Origin of the sequence: Acidovorax sp. JHL-9 (assembly GCF_000426205.1) — a bacterium.
Taxonomy (GTDB): Bacteria; Pseudomonadota; Gammaproteobacteria; order Burkholderiales; family Burkholderiaceae_C; genus Acidovorax; species Acidovorax soli.
Window position 1 is genome coordinate 1 of record NZ_AUEX01000029.1, and the last position, 22,807, is coordinate 22,807.

The following is a 22,807-nucleotide window of genomic DNA, read 5'->3' on the forward strand; positions in this document are numbered from 1 at the left end:
GATGGGATGCAAGGCGCGGTGCGCAGTGGATAGCCCGGCTATCCACAAGCGCCGCAACGCCGCAGACCGCCCGCAAAGACCGCTGCCCCAAGGGTTGGAGCGAAATCGGGCGATTGGCTGGCATGGGCACCAGCCCATGCGGGGGCGTGTCCGAATTTTTGTGTAAACGGTTCGGACTTCAGTTGACGGAGATGCGGTCTGCGAACTGAATGGTAAATCGCGTCAGCGCAGCCTTCCAATCGCGGATGGGCATGGTCCACTTCTGGCTGATGTTGCGCAGGGCCAGATAGAGCAACTTGGTCAGCGCCTCGTCACTGGGGAACGAACCCCGATTCTTGGTCAGCTTCCTCAGGCTCATGTTCACCGACTCGATGGCGTTGGTCGTGTAGATGACCTTGCGGATTTCCGGCGGGTAGTCAAAGAACGGGATGAGCCGGCTCCAGTTGCGGCGCCAGGACTTGCCGATGGGTAGGCACTCGGCATCCCAGCGGTCCTCAAATTCACCGAGCATCAACTCGGCCTCCTCGGCGGTGGCGGCCGTGTAGATGCGGCGCAGGTCGGCAGCCACCTCCTTGCAACGCTTCCACGAGACGTAGTTCAGGCTGTGGCGCACCATGTGAACAATGCACAGCTGCACCACGGCCCTGGGGAACACCGCCTCAATCGCGTCGGGAAAACCTTTAAGCCCATCGACGCAGGCGATGAAGATGTCCTGCACACCGCGGTTGCGCAGCTCCGTGACCACCTGCAGCCAGAACTTGGCGCCTTCGGTCTGGGCCAGCCACAGGCCCAGCACCTCCTTGTCGCCCGTCATGGTGATGCCGATGGCCAGGTACACCGCCTTGACGCGCACCGCACCCTCGCGCACCTTCACATGGATGCAGTCCAGGTAGACGATGGGGTAAATCGGCTCCAGCGGTCCGGCCTGCCAGGCCTTGACCTCATCGGCCACTGCATCGGCCACCGAGGAAATCAGACTGGGTGAGACCTCGGCGCCGGACATCTCTTCGAGGTGTGCCTGTATCTCGCGCACCGTCATGTCACGGGCGTACAGCGAAATGATTTTGTCGTCGAACCCCGACCAACGGGTCTGGTGCTTGGGGATGAGTTGCGGCTCGAAGCTGCCGTGGCGATCGCGTGGCACCTCAATGGGCAATTTGCCGAAATCGCCCTTGAGGGTCTTCTTGCTCCTGCCGTTGCGGGTGTTGCCAGTGGGATTGGCCACCGCTTCGTTGCGTTCGTGGCCCAGGTGCTCGGTCAGTTCGGCGTCCCAGGCTCGCTCCACCAACAACTTGATCAACTGCTTGAGAAGACCGTTCTCGCCAATCAGGTCTTCAGGCTTCTTGTAATCGGCCAGAAGCTTCGCCAGCAGTTCTTGCAGTACGTCGTGTTTCTTGGTGCTCATTGTGCTTACGGACTGGCCGGCTTGCGCCGGCGGTGGATTGTCCGTCTACACAAAATTCTGCACACCCTCTCGGCCTTTAGTACGACTGCTTCACCCTCGTAACCCGGCCCCTGACAGCCGGCTGCGTGGTCCACCAGCGAACGAACGCCTGGTCACAAAGCCGAACTGGTAGCCCCAAGCCTGAGCCGACTTTGTCCCTTTAGACTGGGACGGCTGGTCTTGATCAAGCGGGGCTTACTCCCTGGAGCGGTTCATCTCCATCGAAAAGGTAAAGCGGCTGGCCGGATGAACGGATCTTGATATCTCCAGCAATTCACCACCAGTGTCGAAGTAGCGGCGCGTGATCTTTAGGGCAGGAGATCCAGCTTCTGCCTGCAACTCCCCCGCCAAGTGCGCCGGCATCAGGATGGCATCGACACCCTGCTTGATGCGCGCAATGACACGCCCGTAGCGGGCTTCGATCAACGAACTGATCAAGATTTCGGGCGATTTGCGCACCAACTTGGCGACATCCGAAAACGCCGCATCAACGTAAACGTCAGTCCAGCAAATAGGCCTGGCCTTGGGGGTGTCGTCCATGCGCAGGCTGGAGATATGCAGCCACCGTGTTCCCCCTTCGCAGCCTAGCTCTTTGGCCAAAGCCAAATCAGCGACCATCTGCTCGGTCGAGCGAATTACACGCACATGGCGCGCTCCGAACTGGGCCAATTCGTCGACCGTGGCAATGGACTGGGTAAAGCCGGCAGCAGGTCGCAATGCCTCCACCCGCGTCCCCACATTCTTGCGCCGCGAAATCAGCCCCAGCTCCTGTAACTCATCCAGGGCCTTGCGGACCGCGTAGCGGCTCAGACCATGTTCCTCGCACAAATCGAACTCGGTAGGTAAAAGTGTGCCGAGTGGGTACTTGCCGGCGGCAATGGCCTCGGCCAGTTGACGAGAAAGGTCGGTATGGGTGGTCTTGGTCATTCGGGGGGGCAGGGCGTGAACACCAGGGTAATCCCTGATTTTCATTTGTTCGAACATATCTACACTTGATTCATTCGAACATATTGATATGTTCGCATTTTGTCAACATATTCCGGATCCTTCTGATGTCACTCGCCCCTGCATCCAGCACTGTTCTCGACTCCATCCTGTTCCGCGACGCCTTCGGCACACCTGCCATGCGCGAAGTGTTCTCAGATGGTCGCCTCATTGCGCGCTACATCGAGGTAGAGGTGGCACTGGCCCGTGCAGAAGCACGGTGCGGTGTGATTCCCGCCGATGCTGCCGAAGTCATCGCCCGCGAATCGCGTCTGGATCGTATCGACTTCGAGCACATGCGCCACGAGACCGACATCGTGGGCTATCCCATCCTGCCGCTGGTGCATCAGTTGGTGGAAATGTGTGGCGAGGCAGGACGCTATGTGCACTGGGGTGCCACCACCCAGGACATCATGGATACCGCCAATGTCCTGCAAGTGCGTGATGCCCTGGACATCGTGGAAGCAGATATCCGCGCACTGCGTGGCATCCTTGCCGATCTGGCGAAAAAACACCGCGACACACCCATGGCGGGCCGCACCCATCTGCAGCAAGCGCTGCCCGTGACGTTCGGGTACAAGGTTGCGATCTGGCTGGCCATGTTTGACCGCCACCAGCAGCGTTTATCCCAGTTGCGCGAGCGCGTGCTTTGCGTAGAGTTTGCCGGCGCCGCCGGTACCTTGGCCTCGCTGGGCGACAAGGGTCTCGAAGTTCAGAAGGCGCTGGCCGAAGAACTGGGGCTGGCCGTGCCTGTCACCACCTGGCACGTGGCGCGTGATGGTTTCGCTGAGGCTGTGAACCTGCTGGCGTTGGTGACCGGCTCGCTGGGCAAGATTGCGCTGGACATCATGATCATGGCCTCGACCGAGTTCGCCGAGGTCTACGAGCCCTTCGTGAAGGGCCGGGGCGCCAGCAGCACCATGCCGCAAAAGCGCAACCCTATTTCCAGCGAGCTGATGCTGGCGGCTGCCAAGGGCGTGCGCCAACACGCAGGCCTGATGGTCGACGCGATGATCCAGGACTTCGAGCGCGCCACTGGCCCCTGGCATGCCGAGTGGATCGCCATTCCCGAGAGCTTCATCCTCACCGCCGGCGCGCTGCACCAGGCCAAGTTCGCTCTGGGCGGGCTGATCGTCGACACCGACCAAATGCGGCGCAACCTCGGAATCAGCCGCGGCCTGATCGTGGCCGAGGCCGTGATGATGGGTCTGGCCCCCGCCATTGGCCGCCAGCAGGCGCATGACGTCGTCTACGACGCTTGCCGCACCGTCAATGAAAAGGGCGGCTCGCTCGCCGAAGCACTGGCGGCCCTGCCAGCCGTCACCGCGCACTTCAACCGCGCCGCCCTCGACCGCCTCACCGACCCGGCCAACTACCTGGGCCTGTCCCCGCAGATGGTCGACCGCGCCCTGGCGGCCTCCGCGGCCTTGCCCCGTTGAATCCTCTTCCCCCCCCCGACCATTACCGGAGACACACCATGAAACTCACCAGGATTCTGAGCGTAACTGCCCTTGCATTGGCCACACAGCTGGCACAGGCCCAAGCCTGGCCCACCAAAAGCATGACCTGGATCGTTCCGTTTGCAGCTGGTGGCCCCACGGATGCCATGGCACGTGACATTGCCGATAAAGTGGGCAAACAAATCGGACAACCGGTCATCATCGAAAACGCCGCTGGTGCGGGAGGCACTATCGGCGCAGCCAAGGCGGCCAAGGCTTCGCCCGACGGCTACACCTTCCTGGTGGGCCATATGGGCTACATGGGAGCAGGTCCAGCCCTGTACAAGAAGCTGGCCTATGACCCGGTCAAGGATTTCGAGACCGTATTCCGCTTTCCCGACACCCCGCTGGTATTACTGGTCGGCAAGAACTCGCCCCACAAGACCGCAGGAGAATTGATTGCCGCTGCCAAGGCGAAGCCGGGTGTGGTGAACTTCGGCAACGCCGGCGTGGGCTCGACCTCGCATCTGATCGCTGCGCTGTTTGCGGCTAAAGCTGGCATCGACGTAACGCAGGTGGCCTACAAAGGTGCCGCGCCTGCCATCAACGATCTGATCGGCGGCCAGGTGGACGCCATGTTCGATCAGAGCAATACCGCGCTGCCCCAAGTGCAAGGTAATCGTTTGAACGCCATCGGACTCACCTCGCTCACGCCGATGCCGCAGCAGTACCCAGGCGTTGCGCCCCTCGCTGAAAAAACCCTTGCTGGCTTCGAAGCGGCCACTTGGTACGGCCTCTATGCTCCCAAGGGCACACCCAAGGACGTTGTGCAGAAGATGCACCAGGCATACATCAAGGCGCTGGCCGATAAGTCCTGGACCACCCGCATGGCAGGCCAAGGCATCCACCTGCTGCCAGAAGCGCAGTACGCTCCCGATGCCTTCGCCAAGCACACCGCCGCTGAAGTGGAGCGCTGGCGCAAAGTCGTTACCGACGCCAAGATTCAACTCGATTGACCTTTTATGACCCGCATTGCGCAGGAAGACCTTGAGGGCAGCCTGGCTGACGCCTTTCAATATGTCAGCCACCACCACCCGCCGGATTTCGTGCGTGCCTTGCGGCGCGCGTTCGATGCGGAGACCCATCCCCCCGCACGCGCCGCCATCGAGCAGTTGCTGGTGAACAGCCGGCTGGCGGCCTTGGGCCGCCGGCCTTTGTGTCAGGACACCGGTGTGGGCCAGGTGTTCCTGCGTATCGGCTGCGGCGTGCAGTTCTTCCGGCGTGACGGCCAGGCACCGCACAGCCTTCAGGCCGTAGCCGACGAGGGCGTACGCCGCGCCTATCGGGACCCGCACAACCCCCTGCGCGCCACCATGGTGGCGGATCCATTGGGCAAGCGCGCAAATACCCGCGACAACACGCCCGCCGTGGTGCATTGTGAGCTGGTCGAGGGCGATGCCCTGGAGGTGCTGGTGGTGGCCAAGGGGGGCGGCGGCGATGTCAAGGCGCGCTTTGCCACCCTCAATCCGAGCGACAGCGTGGCCGACTGGGTGATTTCTCAGCTGCCTGGAATGGGTGCCGGCTGGTGCCCGCCAGGAACCCTGGGTATAGGCATCGGTGGAACGCCAGAGCAAGCCATGCTGCTGGCAAAGCTCTCGCTGTTTGACCCTATCGACATGGATCTGCTGCAGGCTCAAGGTGCCACTTGTGCCGAAGAAGCCCTGCGCCTGCAATTGTTCGAGCGGGTCAACGCGTTGGGCATCGGAGCTCAGGGCCTGGGCGGCACTGCGGCGGTGCTTGATGTGAAGGTGCGCACCGCGCCTTGCCACGCCGCCACCATTCCGGTCGCTCTGATCCCCAATTGTGCGGCCACGCGCTATGCGCGCTTCACACTAGATGGGAGCGGCCCGGCGCGTATCGGCGAGTCCGACCCCGCAGTATGGGACGGCATTGCCGACCGTTTTGATGTTCCCGACGCGTTGCGCGTCCACCTCGACCAGCTAACCTCTGCCGAAGTGGCGCAATGGCGCATTGGCCAAACGCTGCTGCTCTCGGGCAAGGTGCTCACTGCGCGCGATGCAGCGCACAAGCGCCTGGTCGACCTGCTCGATCGGGGCGAGCCGTTGCCGGTGGATCTGCGAGGCCGCGTCGTCTACTACGTAGGGCCTGTCGACGCCATCGAAGGAGAGGCTGTCGGTCCAGCGGGGCCGACCACAGCCACACGCATGGACCGCTTTGTCGAACCGCTCATGGCGTGCGCGGGCCTGGTGGCGATGATTGGTAAGGCCGAACGTGGGCCGGAGGCTATTGAGTCGATTCGTCGTCACCAGGGCGCTTACCTTTGCGCCACGGGCGGCGCGGCCTACCTGATGTCCCGCGCCATCAAAGCGGCACGGGTGCTGGCCTTCGAGGACTTGGGCATGGAGGCGATCCACGAGTTCGAGTTGGCCGACTTCCCGGTGACGGTGGCGGTGGATAGCCGCGGCAGGACGATTCATGCGTTCGCCCAGCCTCCGGGCTCGAACTGATACCGCTTGCCAAAGCCCAGGACCCCGAGAACCAACGGCGTGGTGGAGAGGTTCTCCACGCCTGGAGATGCCCAACTGCTGCGTCGTCCCGCCGGTGCCCGCGTGACGAGGGACCAACCCTACCCATGGGGCGGACTGCCGAGCGGATTTGAATGCGCAGAAGTCCCCGACTGCCGCCACCAGCGCAGAGGCTGTCAGGTCTCCGATGCCAGGAATCTGCTGGATGGCCCGCATCTGTCGGTCCTTTAGGATCATGGCCACCAGCCGCTGGCCAATGTGGTCGATGTCCTCTGGCAAGCCATCGATGCGTCTGAGCCGCATCCTGGATGCAGCAGACCAGATCGGCAGGCAGGTGGCCCTTCTCCTGGGCCTCGGCGATTTCAGCCTGGATCGTCTTGAGCGATTGGTTGTGCCCTATGGGCATGGCAATGCAGAACTCGGCGAGGATGCCTCGCAGGGCATGGGTTGGCATGATGCGCATCTTCATCATCTAACGGCGCATGCCGTGCAGAGCCAGACAGGCTTGCTGGCGCTCCGATTTCACGGGGACCGGCAAGATGTGCGGCGGTTGCACCGCCACCCAGATTGCCTGTGCATCCATCGCATCGGTCTTGTCACGCAGCAAGAAGGCTTTGCCCTTGCATGAGCAGACGGGCGGTCATCTTTGCGTAATTGGAGAGGCTCGAGCGGAAAAGCACGGGCTCGTCCATGGACGACCGCAAGGATGTCAATCTGCCTGATCCGTGAACGGTCAGCGGTCTGGGAAAATTTCCGTCCGCATCGGAATCCCCTGAGCAAACCAGTCCCGCAAGAATTCCGCCAGCGCGCGTGTCTTGGCGGACAGGTCACTCTTGGTCGGGTAAACCAGCGTCACATCGGCGGCTGGCAATGCCCAGCCGGACAGCACACGCCGCAGCTGGCCCGAAGCCAGGTAGGGTGCAACATCCCATTCAGAGCGCATGAGCACGCCATGGCCGTCCAGGGCCCAGGTGGTGGCGGCACCGCCGTCATTGGTGCTGAGCATGCCGCGCACCTTCACCGTTTCTTGCCGTTCTCCCTGGAGCAGGTGCCAGGTGCCGTAGGTTTCATCGCTTTCGCGGATCACGATGCACTGGTGTGCCAGCAGGTCGGCAGGTTGGGCGGGTTCCCCCGCTCCTGCCAGGTAAGCAGGTGACGCGCACAGCACGCGCTGGTTAGCCAGAAGCCTGCGCGCTGTGAGGCGCGAGTCTGGCAGCTCCCCGAAGCGCACGGCTGCATCCAGCCCTTGCTCCACCAGATTCACCGGACGGTCGGTGAGGTGCAGTTGAACCTCCACTTCGGGGTAGGCCCGTGCAAAACCCGACAGGGCCGGAGCAATGTGCACGCGGCCAAAGCCCAGCGTGGCGGCCAGCTTGATGAGACCTCGCGGGGAACTGCGTGCGCCCGCTACTGTGCGCTCCAGTGCCTCCAGGTCGCTCAGGATGCGGGCGCCGTCCAGCAAATAGGTTTCGCCTTCTGGTGTCAAGCTGATGCGGCGGGTTGTTCGGTGCAGCAGCCGCACGCCCAGCCGATGTTCCAGTTGAGCCAATCGCCGACTCACGGCCGGAGGGGTAATGCCCATTTGCTGAGCGGCAGCAGCCAGGCTGCCCTCCTTCATCAGCAGCGCAAAAAAGCGCAGGTCTGTGAAACTGTTCATCGGTGGGGTTATTCGTTACTTTGATTTATGAATAAAGTAATTTTGAATGACTTTATGTTGTTTTCAATCACCCATAAGATGCGCCTCAGGCAGTGCCCAACAATCCTCTGCAGGAGACAACCCCATGAACCGAATCCACGTCTGGCCCTCACTGACCCGTCGCACGGCGGTCGCAGCGGCGTTTGCGCTGCTTTCTACCGCGGCCTTGGCGCAGGCCTACCCCACCAAGGCCATCAAGCTGGTGGTGCCCTATGCGCCCGGCGGCAGTGCCGACATTGCCGCACGGCTGGTAAGCGATGAATGGGCCAAGGCGCTGGGAGGTTCGATCTTTATTGAGAACAAGGGGGGCGCCGGTGGCAACATCGGGGTGGACATGGTGGCGAAGGCGGCCCCCGATGGCTACACCATCGGCTTACAAACCGTATCGCTGGCCATCAACCCCGCGCTCACGGCCAAGATGCCGTACGACACCCTCAAAGATCTGACCCCCATTGGTCTGGTGGCCAGCTCGCAGCATGTCCTGGTGGTCAACAATAGCCTGCCAGCAAAGAACATCCAGGAACTGGTGGCGCTGCTCAAGGCGCAACCGGGCAAGTATTCCTATGGCTCGGCCGGGGCGGGTAGCACCTTTCATATGTCTGCCGAGCTGTTCAAGGCGGTGGCGGGCGTGCCCATCGTGCACATTCCCTACCGGGGCGGCGGCCCGGCGATGATCGACACCATATCGGGCCAGGTGGCGCTGAGTTTTCCGGTGCTGTCGGCGGCACAGCCGCATGTACAGGCCGGCAAATTGCGCGCCCTGGGGGTGACGGGCCCCAAGCGCTCGGGCCTGATGCCCGATGTGCCCACCATTGCCGAGGCGGGCCTGCCCAATTATTCGTTTGAAACCTGGTTCATCGTGTTCGCCCCGGCGGGCACGCCCCAACCCGTCGTCGACAAGCTCAACACCGCACTGAACCAGGCGCTCGGCACCGTGGCGCTGAAAGAGCGCATGGCCAAGGACGGTTTTGACCCGATGCCCTCCACCCCGGAGCAAGCCCGCGCCAGACTGGAAAAGGAAATGCCTCTGTGGGCCAAGCTCATCAAGGAGCGCGGTATCACCAGCGAATGATGCGCCTCACTGGCCGACCGAACCACGTTAGCTCCGATGACCGACACCCCCTTGTTCCCCGGCTTTGCCCGGCAGCGCATCCCCACGCCCGACGGCCAGCAAATCCAGACGCTGGTGGGCGGCAATGGTCCCCCCTTGCTGCTGCTGCATGGGCACCCCCAGACTTCGGCCATCTGGCACAAGGTGGCGCCTGCGCTGGCACGGCAATTCACGCTGGTGCTGGCGGATCTGCGGGGCTATGGCGAATCGGCCAAGCCTGTGGGAGACGCGGATCACGCCAACTACAGCAAGCGCACCATGGCCGCCGACATGCTGGCTGTGATGCAGCACCTGGGCCACTCCCGCTTTGCGGTGCTGGCGCATGACCGGGGTGCGCGCGTGGCGCACCGGCTGGCGGCAGACCACCCCGGCGCCGTGCGCCGCATGGTGCTGCTGGACATTGCTCCCACCTTGGCCATGTACGAGCAGACCAGCGACGCCTTTGCCCGCGCCTACTGGCACTGGTTCTTCCTGATCCAGCCGGCCCCTCTGCCTGAGCGGTTGATAGAGGCCGACCCGGCAGCCTATATCCGCGATGTGATGGGTCGCCGCAGCGCGGGCCTGGCACCGTTCGATGTACGGGCACTGGCCGAGTACACCCGCTGCCTGGCGCTGCCGGGAACCGCCCACGGTATCTGCGAAGACTACCGCGCTGCTGCAGGCATTGACCTCGTGCATGACCGCGCCGACCGCGACGCGGGACACCGGCTTGGCATGCCGCTGCTGGCGCTGTGGGGCGAGCAGGGCGTGGTGCACCGGTGCTTCAAACCGCTGACCGAGTGGCAACGCGTGGCGGCCCACGTGCGTGGCCATGCCTTGCCCTGCGGGCACTACATCGCCGAAGAGGCGCCTGAAGCCCTGCTGGCAGCCGCCTTGCCTTTCTTGTTGGAAACCGACGCATGACCCACCCCTCCCTACCCGGCCAAACCCTCTACCAGAAGCTGGTGGCCTCGCACACCGTGGCGGCGCTGGACGAGCAGAACGTGCTGCTGTTCTGCGACCTGCACCTGATGAACGAATACACCAGCCCCCAGGCCTTTGCAGGCCTGCACGAGGCTGGGCGCGGCGTGCGCGTGCCGGGCCAGAACGTTGCCGTGGTGAGCCATATCATTCCCACCCACCCAGTGCGCCACCGCATCATCCAGGACCCACCGTCGGCCCTGCAGGCCAGCAACCTCAAGGCCAACTGTGATCGGCACCACATCCCGCTGTTTGACACCAACGACCCACTGCAGGGCATCGAGCATGTGGTCGCGCCCGAACATGGCATGGTGCGCCCGGGCATGGTCATCATCTGCGGCGACAGCCACACCACCACCTATGGCGCACTGGGGACCCTGGGCTTTGGCATTGGCACCTCCGAGGTCGAGCATGTACTGGCCACGCAGACCCTGGTCTATCGCATGGCCAAGGACATGCGCATCCGTGTGGATGGCCGTCTGCCGCCGGGCACCACGGCCAAGGACCTGATCCTCATGGTCATCAGCCGCATTGGCGCCCAGGGCGCGCGCGGCTATGCCGTGGAGTTTTGCGGCAGCGCCATCAGCGCCCTGTCCGTGGAGGCGCGGTTCACGCTGTGCAACATGGCCGTGGAGGCGGGTGCCCGCGGTGCATTGATTGCGCCAGATGACAAGGCCGTGGACTACGTGCTGGCCCGCGCCCCCGACATTGCCGGCGATCTGCGCGACCGCGCACTGGCGCAGTGGGCCGCCTTGCACAGTGACGCCAATGCCGTGTTTGAGGTGGAGCACCGATTGGATGCGAGTGAGGTAGCCCCCTTTGTCACCTGGGGCACCAGCCCCGACCAGGCCATGGCCATCAACGCCACCGTGCCACGGCCTGCCAGCATGCTGGATGCCGTGCAGCGCAGCAGCGCAGAGCAAGCATTGCGCTACACCGCGCTCGGCGCGGGGCAGGCCCTGCAGGGGGTGCCCGTGCAGCATGTATTCATCGGCTCGTGCACCAACGCGCGCATCGAAGACCTGCGCGAAGTGGTGAAAGTGGTGGGCACACGCCATGTGGCGCCAGGCGTGCGCGCCATGGTCGTGCCCGGCTCGGGTGCCGTGAAGGCCCAGGCCGAGGCTGAGGGCATTGCTGGCATCCTGCAGGCTGCGGGCTTTGAATGGCGCCAACCCGGCTGTTCCATGTGCCTGGCCATGAACGACGATGTGCTGGCACCAGGCCAGCGCTGTGCCTCCACCACCAATCGCAACTTCGAGGGCCGCCAGGGCAGAGGGGCCATCACCCACCTCATGAGTCCGGCCATGGCCGCGGCCGCGGCCGTTACCGGCTATATCACCGATGTGCGCACCCTGGAGACATTTCACGCATGACTGCTCGCACCGCAACCCCCACCGACAACACGGTGCTGCACGGCCACGCCGCCGTGCTGGCCACGCCCAACCTGGACACCGACCAGATCATGCCCAAGCAGTTTCTGCGCGGCATTGACAAGTCGGGCCTGGCCCCCGGCTTGCTGTACGACCTGCGCTTCGATAACGCAGGCCAGCCGCGCCCGGACTTCGTGCTCAACCAGCCCGCCTACGCGGCGGTGGATGTGCTGATTGCGGGCTCTAATTACGGTTGTGGTTCCAGCCGCGAGCATGCGGTGTGGGGCATGCAGCAATACGGCTTCAAGGCCGTGGTGGCATCGAGTTTTGGCGAAATCTTCTACTCCAATGCTTTGAACAACCGGCTGCTGCTGGCCATGGTGCCGGAGGCGGATGTGCAGGCCTTCATGCACGAAGCCGCACAACAGTCAGGTCCGTTGGCGCTGGAGATCGACGTGCAGCAGCGCCTGGTGCGCAGCGCGCAGCATCAGGCGAGCTTCACGCTTTCAGATCGGCATCAGCGCATGTTCTTGCAGGGACTGGACGTCATTGGCGCGTCGCTGTCTTATGCCGAGCAGATCAATGCTTTTGCCGCCAGGCACTGGGCGGCACAACCCTGGCTCAAAGACGTGGCGCAGGTGACGCGGGAGCGGCTGTCGGCCCTGACTCAGCGCTAGCCTTGCGGATGTGTCCAGTCTTGCACATCCCATCGTTGTCCATTTCCAGATGCGCGTCCAGATCGCTGAGTACATTGGCCTCGACGGTGGGCAGGAACTGCAGGAACTCGCTGCTGCGATGGCGCCGATGCCTCTCACCGATATCATTTGCGCGGGTCGAGGTCGAGCCACGCGATGAATGCCATGCCGGGCATTCTGCTCGGTCTGTTTTGAGCGCATCCGTCGCCAAGCCCTAGCGCCGCCTGCGTCAGGAAATCGGATGGGGGCGGATGGGTTGTCCGCGATTCAGGCATGCCATGCAGCTTCAGGCAGATACCCCTAAAAGCAGCAACAGTCCAAAGCTAGTGCCCGCAAGGCCCAGTGCAAGCAACCGGCTGCCGTGCAGCTTGGTCCACAACAGCACACCCGTCAGCGACAGTACGATTAAGGCACCGGCCAGCGTATCGGTCAGCAGGATCCAGGGCACCGAAGCGCCCGTGGCCATATGCAACCGATTCAACCGTGCCAACAGATTCGGGTCCATGCGCTTGACCGACACCGAGTTGTTGCCCACCCAGTACTCGGCGTTCACCGTGGCCCGGGGCGTAGCGAAGGCAATCACCCAATGTTCAGGCTGTACCGCCCCAGGCCAGGGGGTAGGCCCGGCCGGCGCCACTTTTTTCTGATGCGGTGGCTTGGCAATACCCAGCTCATGCTGCAGGTGAAGAACCAGTGCATCAATGTTGTCGGGCTTCCGGTCAAGACTGAGCTGCCATTGCGTGTTGGCATAGGCCGGGCCAGGAATTTTCATCGTGGCCCGGTGGTTAAGCAGCAGGCCAGTGGTGCCGAACAGCAAGCCCAGGACGCCGCCCCACATTCCCAGCCAGGCATGCGTGCGCCGCAGCCACTTGAGCACGGCGGGCCGATGCCAGCGCGCCGGCATGAACAGGTGACCACCCCCGCGGGGCTTTGCGGGATGCGGCCTCGCCGTGGCCTCCAGGTCCTGGCGTGAAGCGATGTCAATGGCTTGCTGCATGGCCTCAGAACCGGTAGCGTGCAACAACCTGTGCCGAGCGCGGGGCACCCGGCAGGTTCAGGTTGGGCGAACTGCCATGGCCCGCCACGATATAGCGGCGATCGAACAGGTTGTTGAGCTTGAGCTGCATATCCCAGGAGCCCATGCGGTAGTAGGCCATGGCGTCCACCGTGGTGTAGCCAGGCAAGGTGACCGTGTTGCCGGGGTTGGCGAACCGGGCGCCGGCATAGTTCAGGCCGCCACCCAGACCGAAGCCGTGGCCCAGCGCCTTGGTGACCCAGAGGTTGGCGCTGTGCCGGGGGGTCAGCGTAGGCCTTTTGCCCTGCACGGGCTGGCCGGCGTCAACGGCGGGCGAGGCGGTCATCTCGCCATCCAGGAAGGCATAACCGGCCCAGAGCTGCCAAGTGGGGGCAAGCTCGCCAGCAAAGGTCAATTCAAGCCCATTGGTACGCTGCACACCCAGGGGCACCAGGGTGTTGGTCACCGGATCGGTGCTCTTGATATTGGTGCGCTCCAGCTTGAACAGCGACGCCGTCAATGAGGATTTTCCGTCCGGCAGATCCCATTTGACCCCCACCTCCTGGTTGGTCGTTTCCTCGGGGGCGATCTGCGCATTGTTCGCCGCCAGGGAGAAGGCCTCGCCCGATGGCTGGAAAGACTTGCTCCACGAGGCGTAGTACGACCAGGTGGTCGAAGGCTGGTAGACCAGGCCGATGCGGGGACTCCATGAGGTGTCGGTCCTGCCCAGATTCGATTTACCAGGCATGCGTTCGTAGGTTTCCTGCTCGAAGCGGTCGTAGCGCAAGCCGGCAAGGGCCTTCCATTGCGCGCTGAGCTCCACCAGGTCCTGGGCGTAGAACGCCAGGGTCTTGAACGTGCCGAGGTTGTTCGCACCCGGCGTCTGGGATGTGCTGCGTGGCAGTGTCGGCAGCGCTGGGTTGAACAAGGCGAAGTTACGGATCCTGCCGTTGGCGTCGGTCACTGGCGCCGAGAAGTTCACCACGTCCTTGTTCTGCTGTCCCAGTTCAACGCCGTACAACACCTGGTGCTTCATGCCGAGGAGTTGCGTCTTCTGCGCCAGTTCGGTCTGGTTGAACCAGCCGTGCTCATCGCGGTAAACGTTGCCATGGTTGAGCGTGAACGTGAGATCCCGCGCGTTGACACTGCGCGTCAGCGTGTTGTTGCGATCCAGCGAGTAGGTGTAGTAGCGGAAGGCATTGCGCAGCGACAGGCTGTCGTTGAAGCGGTGATTGAGCGTGAGGCCGACCGAATCGACCTTGGAGGTGCTCACGTCCACATCCCGCGCATTGGCGGCGCCATAGTAGGCGCCCGCTCGAACATCGACGGGCCGGCCGTTCAAGGCCGGGATGCCGAAGTCCGTGATGCGGCTGTCCTTCAGATGGTCCATCTGCAGCAGCACGCTGGTGTCCGCACTGGCCTTGAACAGCAACGAGGCTGCCAGCGCCTCCCGATCCAGGAATTGCGGGTCGCGGAAGCTATCGGTGCGTTCCAGCGCACCGGTGATGCGGAAAGCAAAGCGACTGTCCTGCGGCGCGCGCGCCAGGTCGAACTCGCCGCGACGCTGATTCCAGCTGCCCAACGTCACTCCCACTTCGCTCAGGTTGATGCCCGGCTTTTTGGTAATGCGGTTGATCAGGCCGCCCGAAGAGCCCCGGCCGTAGAGCACGGACGCGGGCCCCTTGAGCACCTCGACCTGCTCGATGTTGGACAGATCCCGGAAGTACAGTGCATCGTCACGCAGGCCATCCACGAACTGGTCGGCAATGGCAGAGAACCCGCGGATCGTGACCTGATCGCGCTGGCCGTCGCCATGGGACAGGCCCACACCAGGCACGACCTTGAGCGCATCCTGCATGGACTGCGCGGCCTGGTCCCGCAGCAGGCTCTGGGGCACCACGTTCACCGTCTGCGGAATGTCGCGCAACGGCGCTTCGATCTTTGTCGCGCTGGTGGCTGTCGGTGGGTTGTAAGCGGGGTCCAATTCGCGATCGCTGCGAATCTGAACCTCCTTCAATGTAGGCTCAGGCGCTTGTTGCGCCACTGCCCCGCCGGAAAACGCCTGTGCCAGTGCCGCTACCAGCGGCAAATACCTGAATGTCATGGATGCCTTGTCGAATAAAGCTTGTTTGGTTCGGCATGGCGGATATCGACCAGGTACATATCCCGGCGTCAAATGGCTACTACCTGTCTTGCGCTGTGGAAGCGTGCGCATTGTAAATGCAAATCAATCTCGTTTTACACAATCTTTACATTCAAGAAATGCCTTGTTCGCAAGGGTGCAATGATGTGCGGGCAACTGGTGTAGCGACCATCCACTGCTGTCCCTGATGCACCGGCCGGACACCTGTAAGCGGCCATCCGTGAACGGCTCAACTGGGCCGGGAGTGTGCGTTCGATAGGCGTTCCCCATAGAAGACGTGCGGTTTGAGCGGCAAATCGGCTGGGCGCTGCTTCCGGTGAAGTGCATGAAATGGGGCAGGCCATGAACGGACCGCCACCAGAAAACGCTTTTGGCGGCGCCCATCATGGGCAACAGCGCTGACAGGGGTGGTCGAAGGTGCGGACTGCAGTGCCACTGCGGGTGTCTGCTTTTGAATGGAAGGCAAGCGGACACCGCGCGCAGCGAGCAAGGGCCGGCGATGAGTTGCGAGCGATCGCCGTAGCCGCGCGATGGGAAGAGGTGCTTTCTTGCCCCGCAGCGGCGGTCGTGCTAGAAAGATGGAACCATGGCAGCACAACGAAGGGGAGAATGATGGCAACCCCGATGCAAGTCAGCGAATCCGTCCAGGCCCACTACACCCGTTCCGGTCTGGGCGGTCTCATCCTCGATGCGCTCGCAAGGGCAGGCAAAGACTTGAACCGGCTCACGCCGGAAGACTTGGCGCCCATCGATGAATTCCACATTCGCGGTCGGACCGCAACGCTCGAACTTGCTCGGGCGGCGAAGGTCGATGCCACGAAACGCGTGCTCGATGTCGGCAGTGGCGTTGGCGGGACGTCCCGTTGTCTTGCTCGGGAATTCGGCTGCCGCGTCACCGGCATCGACCTGACAGAGGAGTACTGCAGCGCAGCTGCAATGCTTTCCGAACGCACTGGCCTGGGCAAACTCGTCGACTATCGCCACGGCGATGCAACGAGTTTGCCCTTTCCGGATGCTTCGTTTGACATCGTGTGGACAGAGCATGCTGCGATGAATATTCCGGACAAGCCGCAGCTCTACAAGGAGATGTATCGCGTCCTCAAACCCGGCGGCACGCTCGCGATCTACGACGTTCTTGCCGGGCCATCCGGCCCCGTGCTCTTTCCGACGCCTTGGGCACGCACCCCTGAAGCGAGCTTTCTCGCGACGCCGGACGAACTGCGCAGCCTTCTCGAAGCTGCCGGGTTCGCGATCGAGGCTTGGTTGGACACCACCGATACCGCACGGGCATGGTTCACAGCGCTGGCCGAAAAGATTCGTAAAGAGGGCGTCGCACCGCTCGGCTTTCATGTGCTCCTCGGGCCGGATTTCCCGGCCATGGCCCAGAACCAGCGGCGCAATCTCGAGGAGGCGCGGATTGTCTTGGCGCAAATCGTTGCCAGGCGGTGAGGGCAGCTGACTTCGGCGTGCTGCAGACGCCCGACGGAGGGCGCGGCTGAAGCCGAACGTTGAGCGTCGGCTTCCAGGCGACGATCGGTGGCGATGAACACCAGCAGAGGGTCATCGATGCGCCGCATTTGCACGTTGTTGATTTTCGCGCAAACCCGACCCACAGGGGGTGCGCTCGTACAACTTGGACCGCAAGTGGAACGGCAAGGCTCCTCCTGGCGCACTGAATGGCTGATAGCCCAGCGCGTCCAGGATCACCAGGTCCACATAGGCGAGCCAGTGTGCAATCTGTCCGGACTGGCGTTGGGCCTTCTCTTGCTCCAGTGCATGCACTAACTCCACCGTGGAGAAGAATCGCACGCGGCGGTGCTGGCGCTCGATAGCCCGCACTGCCCAGGGCTGTGGCAACGTGGGTCTTGCCCGTGCCCGGTCCTCCCACGAGAACCACGTGGTTGGCATCCTTCAGCAACTCGCACCAGAGCTTCATTGACCTCACTGTGGCGGAAGCCAAAGCCCGCCAGGTCTCGGTACGCGGGAGCCTGGCCACCTTGAACTGGTAGGCCGCTGAGCGCAGGTCCTGCGCGAAGACAACAACTTGCACGGGTATTGGCGTCGGCGATGTCCATGGAACACCTGAGCAATCCACTGCGCTGGCAGCGCCTTGTCCACCGCCGCCATCACGCTCGCCGCGCAGGTGTGCTCGAAACGCTCAACAACCGCTTGCCAGATTTTTAACTCCCGTTTTTCCCGGGTGGGAGATTGCGGGTTATTCCTCTCAAAGACGTTGGAAGGGGGGAGAACTCGATGATCGCTTCGTGCGTGATCCGATGTTCGCAGTTCTTGCTGAACACGGTGGCACCATCCCAGGGAAACTTTACGCACCGCCATGAAACATGGCTCATCGTCGCGGCCAGTCCTCTTTGGCGCTCTGAGAGCCTGTGCCTCGTCAACGGAACGCGTTTCCCTCTGTTTTCCCCGTGCAACCCCGCTGCGAAACGCAGGGTTTGCGAGCATTCATCGTTGCAGCCTCCACTGGCATGATGCTTGCTCATCAAAATTCAAGTTACTTGAATCACATGCACAAAACATGTAAATGAGATCAATTGACTTGAATGAAATTCTGTAACTACTTCGAAGGGGAAAGGTGCAAATGAAACATTCCGTCATTGCGGCCGCTATGCTGTCCGCCTCCGCCAGCATGATCTTGGTCAGCGCTCCCGTCGCCGCCAAGGATGTCGTCAAGATCGCATTCGTGGGCCCCCTTACGGGCGGCGTATCTGCCATCGGATTGGGTGGTCGCAACTCTGCCGATCTTGCGGTCCAGCTCCGCAACGCCGACCCCAAATCGAAATACACCTACCAGTTGGTGACCCAGGACGATGAGTGCCGCCCCAACGTCGGTGTGCAGGTTGCAACCAAGGTAGCGGCGGATCGCCACATCGTTGCGGGCGTGACGCATTTTTGCTCCGCCGTGGCGATGGGCACGGTGGGTGTCTACAACCGTTTCGGCATGCCAGCCGTGGTTTGGGGCGCCGTGCTGCCTGAAATCACCTACGCCAACGACTTCAAGGAAGTCCACCGTGTCAACGGCACGATGATCAACCAGAGCGAAGTCGCTGCGAAGTTCGTCACCAACCTCGGCTACAAGAAGTGGGCCGTGATCCACGACACGACTGACTACGGCAAGGGCCACAACAAGTATTTCAGCGAATTCCTGAAGAAAAACGGCGGCACCGTGATTAGCACCTTTGGCGTCACGGCGGACCAGCAGGACTTCACAACGGAGCTCACCAAAATCCGCGAAATGAAGCCAGACGTCATCTACTTCGGTGGCCTCACTCCCCTGGGCGTCCGCATCCGCACGCAAATGGACAAACTGGGCATCAAGGCACAGTTCCAAGGTACCTCGGGCGTCATGTCCGATGCCTATGTTCAGGGTGTTGGCGCAGAGCTTGCAGAAGGCTCGCTGTCTTTCCTGGAAGGGGCACCTCTGGAAAAGCTGCCGGGGGGCAAGTTCTTTTCCGAGAAGTACCAACAGCAAAAGTACAGCGAGCCACCGGAGGCCTATGGTCCGTTCGCCTTCGCTGCAGCCAACCTGATCATGGACGCAGTAGAAAAGGTAGGCCCAGACCGCAAGAAGGTCCGTGACGTGCTGAACGCCACCAAGGATGTCGACACCATCATCGGCAAGGTGACCTTCGACGACCACCGTCAGAACGTTGTGCCACTCGTGACCAAGTACGTGGTGGACAACGGCAAATGGGTTGTCTGGGAAGACAGCGCATATGCCACCGGCAAGAAGAAATTGGCGGGTCTGTAAAGAGGCTGCTGCGGACAGCCTTGGCTGTCCGCAGCATGACAGGGGAACACAATGAGCGAGTTGGGGCAATACATATTCAACGGCCTGATGCTTGGCATGATCTATGCCATGGTCGCCGTTGGCTTTACGCTGTTCTTCGGCGTATTGGACGTGATCAAGTTTTCACACGGCGATGTGCTTATGGTCGGTGCTTTCGCTGGTCTGGCCGCCTCCATCGGCATGACCATGCTAGACATCAGCTCGCCATGGCTCCAGCTGGTTGCCGTGGTCGGTTGTGCCATCTTCGTGACTGGCGTGCTCGGCGCCGGTATCGCCAAGTTTTTGATCTTGCCGCTGCGCAAAGCGCCACCACTGAATACGTTGCTCGCCACGCTGATGCTGGGCACTGTCATCCGTGAAGCCGTACGCCTTTTTTATCCGGATGGATCCAATCCCAAGCCGTTTCCACGTCTGCTGCCGTCGGATGTCATCGAATCGGGCAATTTCGCCCTGCGGGTGGATAACCTGATTCTTCTGGTGACCGGAGCCGCCGTGATCGTCGGCGTGCATCTGCTCATCACACGTTCCCGTCTGGGTATGGCCATTCGTGCCGTTGCGCAGGATGGTGAAACCGCTCGCCTCATGGGCATCAACTTCGAAGCGGTGGTGCTGCTCACCTTTGCGCTGGGCTCCGCCATGGCCGCACTGGCTGGCGTGATGAACGGCCTTTATTACAACGAAATCAACTTCAACGTCGGATTGCTGCTGGGTGTAATCGGTTTTGCCGCGGCCATTCTGGGTGGCCTGGGCAACATCTATGGCGCCATCATCGGCGGTTTCCTGTTCGCGGCATTGCAGGTGCTCGGTAGTGCGGCGCTCCCCGCGCTGATCCCCGACATCCCGAGCGCATACAAGGACGTCTTCGCTTTTGCGGTGGTCATCATTCTGATGGCCTGGAAACCAACCGGCCTTATCGCCGAAAAATCCAGCGAGCGGGTTTAACACCATGACCAGATCAACACGCAACGCGGCCATGGTGCTGGCCTTCACCAGCATCGCACTGACTCTCTACATGTGGCTGTTTCTGCATGCCGAAACACAGATCGGTATCGCCATACTGCTCGCCGTGGCGGCGATCGCTGTGGTCATTGCACGAAAGACAGGGATCACCGGACAGATTGAAGCCGCAGGCTCCAGCCGTCCTGGACTGGCCCAAATCTGGGCGGTGGGCTCCACCCTCGCCCTGATCGCGCTGTTCTATGACCAGCATTTCGTGCTGCTCATGATCTGCGCAGTGCTGCTCTACACAACGGCTGGCCTCGGCCTCACGCTGCAGTTCGGATTCTCGGGGGTGGCCAATTTTGCGGGCGCGGCATTCTTCGGCATCGGTGCCTATGCCACTGCTGTTCTGGCCACGCACACGGGTATCCCGCATCTGCTGATTGTGGTGATCTCCGGCCTGATTGCGGCAGTCATCGGCTCGGTGCTGATTACCCCCGTGTTACGCACCCGCGGGCACTATGCGGCGTTGGTGACCATCGCCTTTGGCATCCTTTTCAAGACCTTCATCGAAGTGAACGACGTGCTGGGTGGGCCTCAGGGCTTGCAGGTTCCGAGCATGAGGTTGTTCGGCCACTCTCTCAATGAGTCCTTCTCGATCTTCGGTCATGAGGCATCGTTCTATGTGAGCTATGCCGTGCTGAGCCTGGTGGTGTGCAGCGGAATCTTCCTGATCGTCAAGGCGCTGGAGCGCTCATGGATCGGTCTGAGCATGGACGTGGTGCGCACCGACGAGACGGCGGCGGCCACGTTCGGTCTGCACATTGCGCGCTGGAAGGTCATCGCTTTCATGATGGGCAACTTCTTCGCTGGCATTGCCGGCAGTGTGTACGGCATGCTCACGGGCTTTGTTGCGCCGAACAACTTCACCTTTTCCGACTCGCTGCTCATGCTGTCGATCGTGATTCTGGGTGGACTGGGAAATGCCGTGGGTCTGATTCCGGCGGCCGTGATTGTGCTGGTGCTGCCTGAAAAACTGCAGTTCATCCAGGAATACCGCTTCCTGTTCTATGCAGCGCTGGTGATCGTCATTCTCCTGTTCCGCCCCGACGGGCTGCTGCCGCGCAAGACACGCCTGTTCTTCAGCCAGGAGACCTCACGATGAGCCCAAAGAAAACACTGGTCGAAGTCAAGGATCTGACGATGCGTTTCGGTGGCCTCACGGCACTCGATAACCTCAATATGTCGATTTTTGAAGGGGAAGTGCTGGGCCTGCTCGGTCCCAACGGTTCGGGTAAGACCACGTTCTTCAACGTGCTGACCGGACTGTACAAAGCCAGCAGCGGTAGCGCGCTCTACAGGGGTGAAAACGTCCTTGGAAAGACACCGCAGGAGATTTACCGCAGCGGCGTGGCCCGCACATTCCAGCGTTCACGCCTGTCGCTGCCCCTCACGGTGTTTGACAACATCGTCATCGGTGACTACCAGCACATGCACCACGGACTGATCTTCAATCTGTTCCGCCGCAAGGCGTTCCGTGCAGAGTATGACGCCTACGTGCAGAAGGTCCGCGACCTGCTCGAAATTTTCAGCCCGCCGTTGGTGGAGCGAATGTTTGAGCCGGTGGAAACCTTCACCATGATCGACCGCCGCCGCATTGAAGTGTGCCGTGCCTTGTTGAGTCAACCGCGCCTGCTGCTGCTTGACGAGCCATCGGCTGGCATGACGCACGATGAAACACATGCGCTGATGAGCGACATCCTCGATGTACGCAGGAAGCTCAACAACCTGACCGTGGTGCTGATCGAGCATGAGATGAATGTGATCGAACGCATCACCGACCGCTGCGTCGTTTTTAACTACGGCAAAAAAATCGCCGAGGGAACCTACGCGCAGATCACATCCGATCCGAACGTGCAGACTGCCTATCTGGGAGAGGAAACCGTATGAGCGCGCTGACAGTAAAAGGCTTGACCACGGGCTATGACAAGGTGAACGTGCTGCACGACGTGTCCATCGAGGTCGCGCCCGGCAAGATCACCTGCATTCTGGGCGCCAACGGCGCCGGCAAAAGCACCCTGATTCGCGCCATTCTGGGTCTGACCCCACCGCGCCAGGGTCAGATCCTGTGGAACGGTCGTGACCTGGCAGGAGAAAAGACACACAAGATCGTGGCGGGCGGCATCTCATGCATCCCCGAAGGTCGCAAGGTCTTCCCGCGCATGACGGTGGCTGAAAACCTCGCTCTCGGTGCATTCTTGGAAAAGAACCGTGCCCTGGTGCGCGAGCGTCTGGAGAAGGTCTACACCATTTTCCCGCGCCTCAAGGAACGTGCAATCCAGCTGGCGGGTACGATGTCCGGCGGCGAGCAGGCCATGGTTTCCATCGGTCGTGGACTGATGGCCGAACCCCAGTTGCTGGTGATCGATGAACCTTCTCTGGGACTATCACCACTGTACGTGAAAGAAAACTTCAACGTCATCAAGCAAATCAACGCCATGGGCATGACGGTACTGCTGGTGGAGCAGAACGCACGGCAGACGCTGGCCATCGCGCACTATGGCTATGTGCTGTCGCAAGGCCGGGTGATGGCCGAAGGCACTGCCCAAGCGCTGGCTGCCAACGACGAAGTGAGAGCGGCCTACTTCGGCTGAACC

At 61.9% G+C, this 22,807-nt stretch carries 20 protein-coding genes and 3 pseudogenes; 14 read left to right on the plus strand and 9 right to left on the minus strand.

The genetic code is table 11. From position 1 onward, the window contains the following. Positions 1–178: 178 nt before the first annotated feature. Positions 179–1,405, minus strand: coding sequence for an IS256 family transposase (locus K225_RS0115845; protein ID WP_026437319.1), 1,227 nt, complete (start codon positions 1,403–1,405; stop codon positions 179–181). Positions 1,406–1,639: 234 nt separating this feature from the next. Continuing rightward, complete coding sequence (locus K225_RS0115850) at positions 1,640–2,371, minus strand: GntR family transcriptional regulator (RefSeq protein WP_026437320.1); 732 nt, start codon at positions 2,369–2,371, stop codon at positions 1,640–1,642. A gap of 125 nt (positions 2,372–2,496) precedes the next feature. Here K225_RS0115850 and pcaB point away from each other — a divergent pair, with 125 nt between their 5' ends. Genes pcaB through K225_RS0115865 form a run of 3 tightly spaced genes read left to right on the plus strand, consistent with a single transcriptional unit; the run spans position 2,497 to position 6,395 of the window. After that, entirely contained in the window at positions 2,497–3,867 is a 1,371-nt protein-coding gene (pcaB, locus tag K225_RS0115855) for a 3-carboxy-cis,cis-muconate cycloisomerase (RefSeq protein WP_026437321.1), read from the plus strand. A 38-nt stretch (positions 3,868–3,905) separates the two neighbouring features. Then, positions 3,906–4,883, plus strand: a complete 978-nt coding sequence (locus K225_RS0115860; RefSeq protein ID WP_026437322.1) for a tripartite tricarboxylate transporter substrate binding protein — start codon at positions 3,906–3,908, stop codon at positions 4,881–4,883. Positions 4,884–4,889: 6 nt separating this feature from the next. Continuing rightward, the gene (locus tag K225_RS0115865) at positions 4,890–6,395 is read left to right on the plus strand and encodes a fumarate hydratase (protein WP_026437323.1); all 1,506 of its coding nucleotides are present in this window, start codon (positions 4,890–4,892) and stop codon (positions 6,393–6,395) included. A gap of 108 nt (positions 6,396–6,503) precedes the next feature. On the opposite strand, the pseudogene K225_RS22820 reads toward K225_RS0115865, so the two are convergent. Continuing rightward, a pseudogene (locus K225_RS22820) lies at positions 6,504–6,716 on the minus strand (transposase); the annotation flags it as partial. Here K225_RS22820 and K225_RS0115870 point away from each other — a divergent pair. Next, the gene (locus tag K225_RS0115870) at positions 6,649–7,041 is read left to right on the plus strand and encodes a hypothetical protein (RefSeq protein ID WP_155885292.1); all 393 of its coding nucleotides are present in this window, start codon (positions 6,649–6,651) and stop codon (positions 7,039–7,041) included. The pseudogene K225_RS22820 and the gene K225_RS0115870 sit on opposite strands and share 68 nt — an antisense overlap. 105 nt (positions 7,042–7,146) lie before the next feature. Here the strand turns inward: K225_RS0115870 and K225_RS0115875 are convergent, their stop codons facing one another. Further along, complete coding sequence (locus tag K225_RS0115875; protein WP_026437325.1) at positions 7,147–8,070, minus strand: LysR family transcriptional regulator; 924 nt, start codon at positions 8,068–8,070, stop codon at positions 7,147–7,149. A 124-nt stretch (positions 8,071–8,194) separates the two neighbouring features. Between K225_RS0115875 and K225_RS0115880 the strand changes: the two genes are divergently transcribed. Genes K225_RS0115880 through leuD form a run of 4 tightly spaced genes read left to right on the plus strand, consistent with a single transcriptional unit; the run spans position 8,195 to position 12,227 of the window. Then, the gene (locus K225_RS0115880; RefSeq protein ID WP_034713035.1) at positions 8,195–9,181 is read left to right on the plus strand and encodes a tripartite tricarboxylate transporter substrate binding protein; all 987 of its coding nucleotides are present in this window, start codon (positions 8,195–8,197) and stop codon (positions 9,179–9,181) included. Between the two features lie 36 nt (positions 9,182–9,217). Then, a complete protein-coding gene (locus K225_RS0115885; protein ID WP_026437327.1) occupies positions 9,218–10,123 on the plus strand; it encodes an alpha/beta fold hydrolase in 906 nt (301 codons plus the stop codon). Further along, positions 10,120–11,553, plus strand: coding sequence for a 3-isopropylmalate dehydratase large subunit (leuC, locus tag K225_RS0115890; protein ID WP_026437328.1), 1,434 nt, complete (start codon positions 10,120–10,122; stop codon positions 11,551–11,553). Before K225_RS0115885 ends, leuC begins: the two co-directional genes overlap by 4 nt. Then, positions 11,550–12,227, plus strand: a complete 678-nt coding sequence (gene leuD, locus K225_RS0115895; protein WP_026437329.1) for a 3-isopropylmalate dehydratase small subunit — start codon at positions 11,550–11,552, stop codon at positions 12,225–12,227. The genes leuC and leuD overlap by 4 nt, the downstream gene beginning before the upstream one ends. 4 nt (positions 12,228–12,231) lie before the next feature. On the opposite strand, the pseudogene K225_RS22825 reads toward leuD, so the two are convergent. The 3 genes and pseudogenes from K225_RS22825 to K225_RS0115910 form a co-directional block, all read right to left on the minus strand. Next, positions 12,232–12,369, minus strand: a pseudogene (locus K225_RS22825) (IS630 family transposase); the annotation flags it as partial. 162 nt (positions 12,370–12,531) lie between these two features. Next, positions 12,532–13,242 carry a PepSY-associated TM helix domain-containing protein gene (locus K225_RS0115905; RefSeq protein WP_081679715.1) on the minus strand — a complete coding sequence of 237 codons (711 nt, stop codon included), beginning with the start codon at positions 13,240–13,242 and terminating at the stop codon, positions 12,532–12,534. A gap of 4 nt (positions 13,243–13,246) precedes the next feature. Continuing rightward, positions 13,247–15,364: a TonB-dependent siderophore receptor gene (locus K225_RS0115910; protein ID WP_026437331.1), complete on the minus strand. Its 2,118-nt coding sequence runs from the start codon at positions 15,362–15,364 to the stop codon at positions 13,247–13,249. A 648-nt stretch (positions 15,365–16,012) separates the two neighbouring features. Here K225_RS0115910 and K225_RS0115915 point away from each other — a divergent pair. Then, on the plus strand, positions 16,013–16,852 hold the full coding sequence (locus K225_RS0115915) for a class I SAM-dependent methyltransferase (RefSeq protein WP_238323251.1): 840 nt from the start codon (positions 16,013–16,015) through the stop codon (positions 16,850–16,852). 111 nt (positions 16,853–16,963) lie between these two features. On the opposite strand, the gene K225_RS22830 is transcribed toward K225_RS0115915, so the two are convergent. Together K225_RS22830 and K225_RS22835 are read right to left on the minus strand one after the other, a co-directional pair. Beyond that, positions 16,964–17,212 carry an ATP-binding protein gene (locus tag K225_RS22830; protein WP_369794870.1) on the minus strand — a complete coding sequence of 83 codons (249 nt, stop codon included), beginning with the start codon at positions 17,210–17,212 and terminating at the stop codon, positions 16,964–16,966. Positions 17,213–17,285: 73 nt separating this feature from the next. Next, positions 17,286–17,498: pseudogene (locus K225_RS22835) on the minus strand (hypothetical protein); the annotation flags it as partial. Between the two features lie 531 nt (positions 17,499–18,029). On the opposite strand from K225_RS22835, the gene K225_RS0115930 reads away from it, so the two are divergent. Genes K225_RS0115930 through K225_RS0115950 form a run of 5 tightly spaced genes read left to right on the plus strand, consistent with a single transcriptional unit; the run spans position 18,030 to position 22,804 of the window. Beyond that, entirely contained in the window at positions 18,030–19,172 is a 1,143-nt protein-coding gene (locus K225_RS0115930) for a branched-chain amino acid ABC transporter substrate-binding protein (protein ID WP_369794871.1), read from the plus strand. A gap of 51 nt (positions 19,173–19,223) precedes the next feature. Continuing rightward, the gene (locus tag K225_RS0115935) at positions 19,224–20,153 is read left to right on the plus strand and encodes a branched-chain amino acid ABC transporter permease (protein ID WP_026437334.1); all 930 of its coding nucleotides are present in this window, start codon (positions 19,224–19,226) and stop codon (positions 20,151–20,153) included. A 31-nt stretch (positions 20,154–20,184) separates the two neighbouring features. Further along, positions 20,185–21,315 carry a branched-chain amino acid ABC transporter permease gene (locus tag K225_RS0115940; protein ID WP_034713043.1) on the plus strand — a complete coding sequence of 377 codons (1,131 nt, stop codon included), beginning with the start codon at positions 20,185–20,187 and terminating at the stop codon, positions 21,313–21,315. Further along, positions 21,312–22,100, plus strand: a complete 789-nt coding sequence (locus K225_RS0115945) for an ABC transporter ATP-binding protein (RefSeq protein WP_026437336.1) — start codon at positions 21,312–21,314, stop codon at positions 22,098–22,100. Before K225_RS0115940 ends, K225_RS0115945 begins: the two co-directional genes overlap by 4 nt. Beyond that, positions 22,097–22,804, plus strand: a complete 708-nt coding sequence (locus K225_RS0115950; RefSeq protein WP_026437337.1) for an ABC transporter ATP-binding protein — start codon at positions 22,097–22,099, stop codon at positions 22,802–22,804. The genes K225_RS0115945 and K225_RS0115950 overlap by 4 nt, the downstream gene beginning before the upstream one ends. Positions 22,805–22,807: the final 3 nt, after the last annotated feature.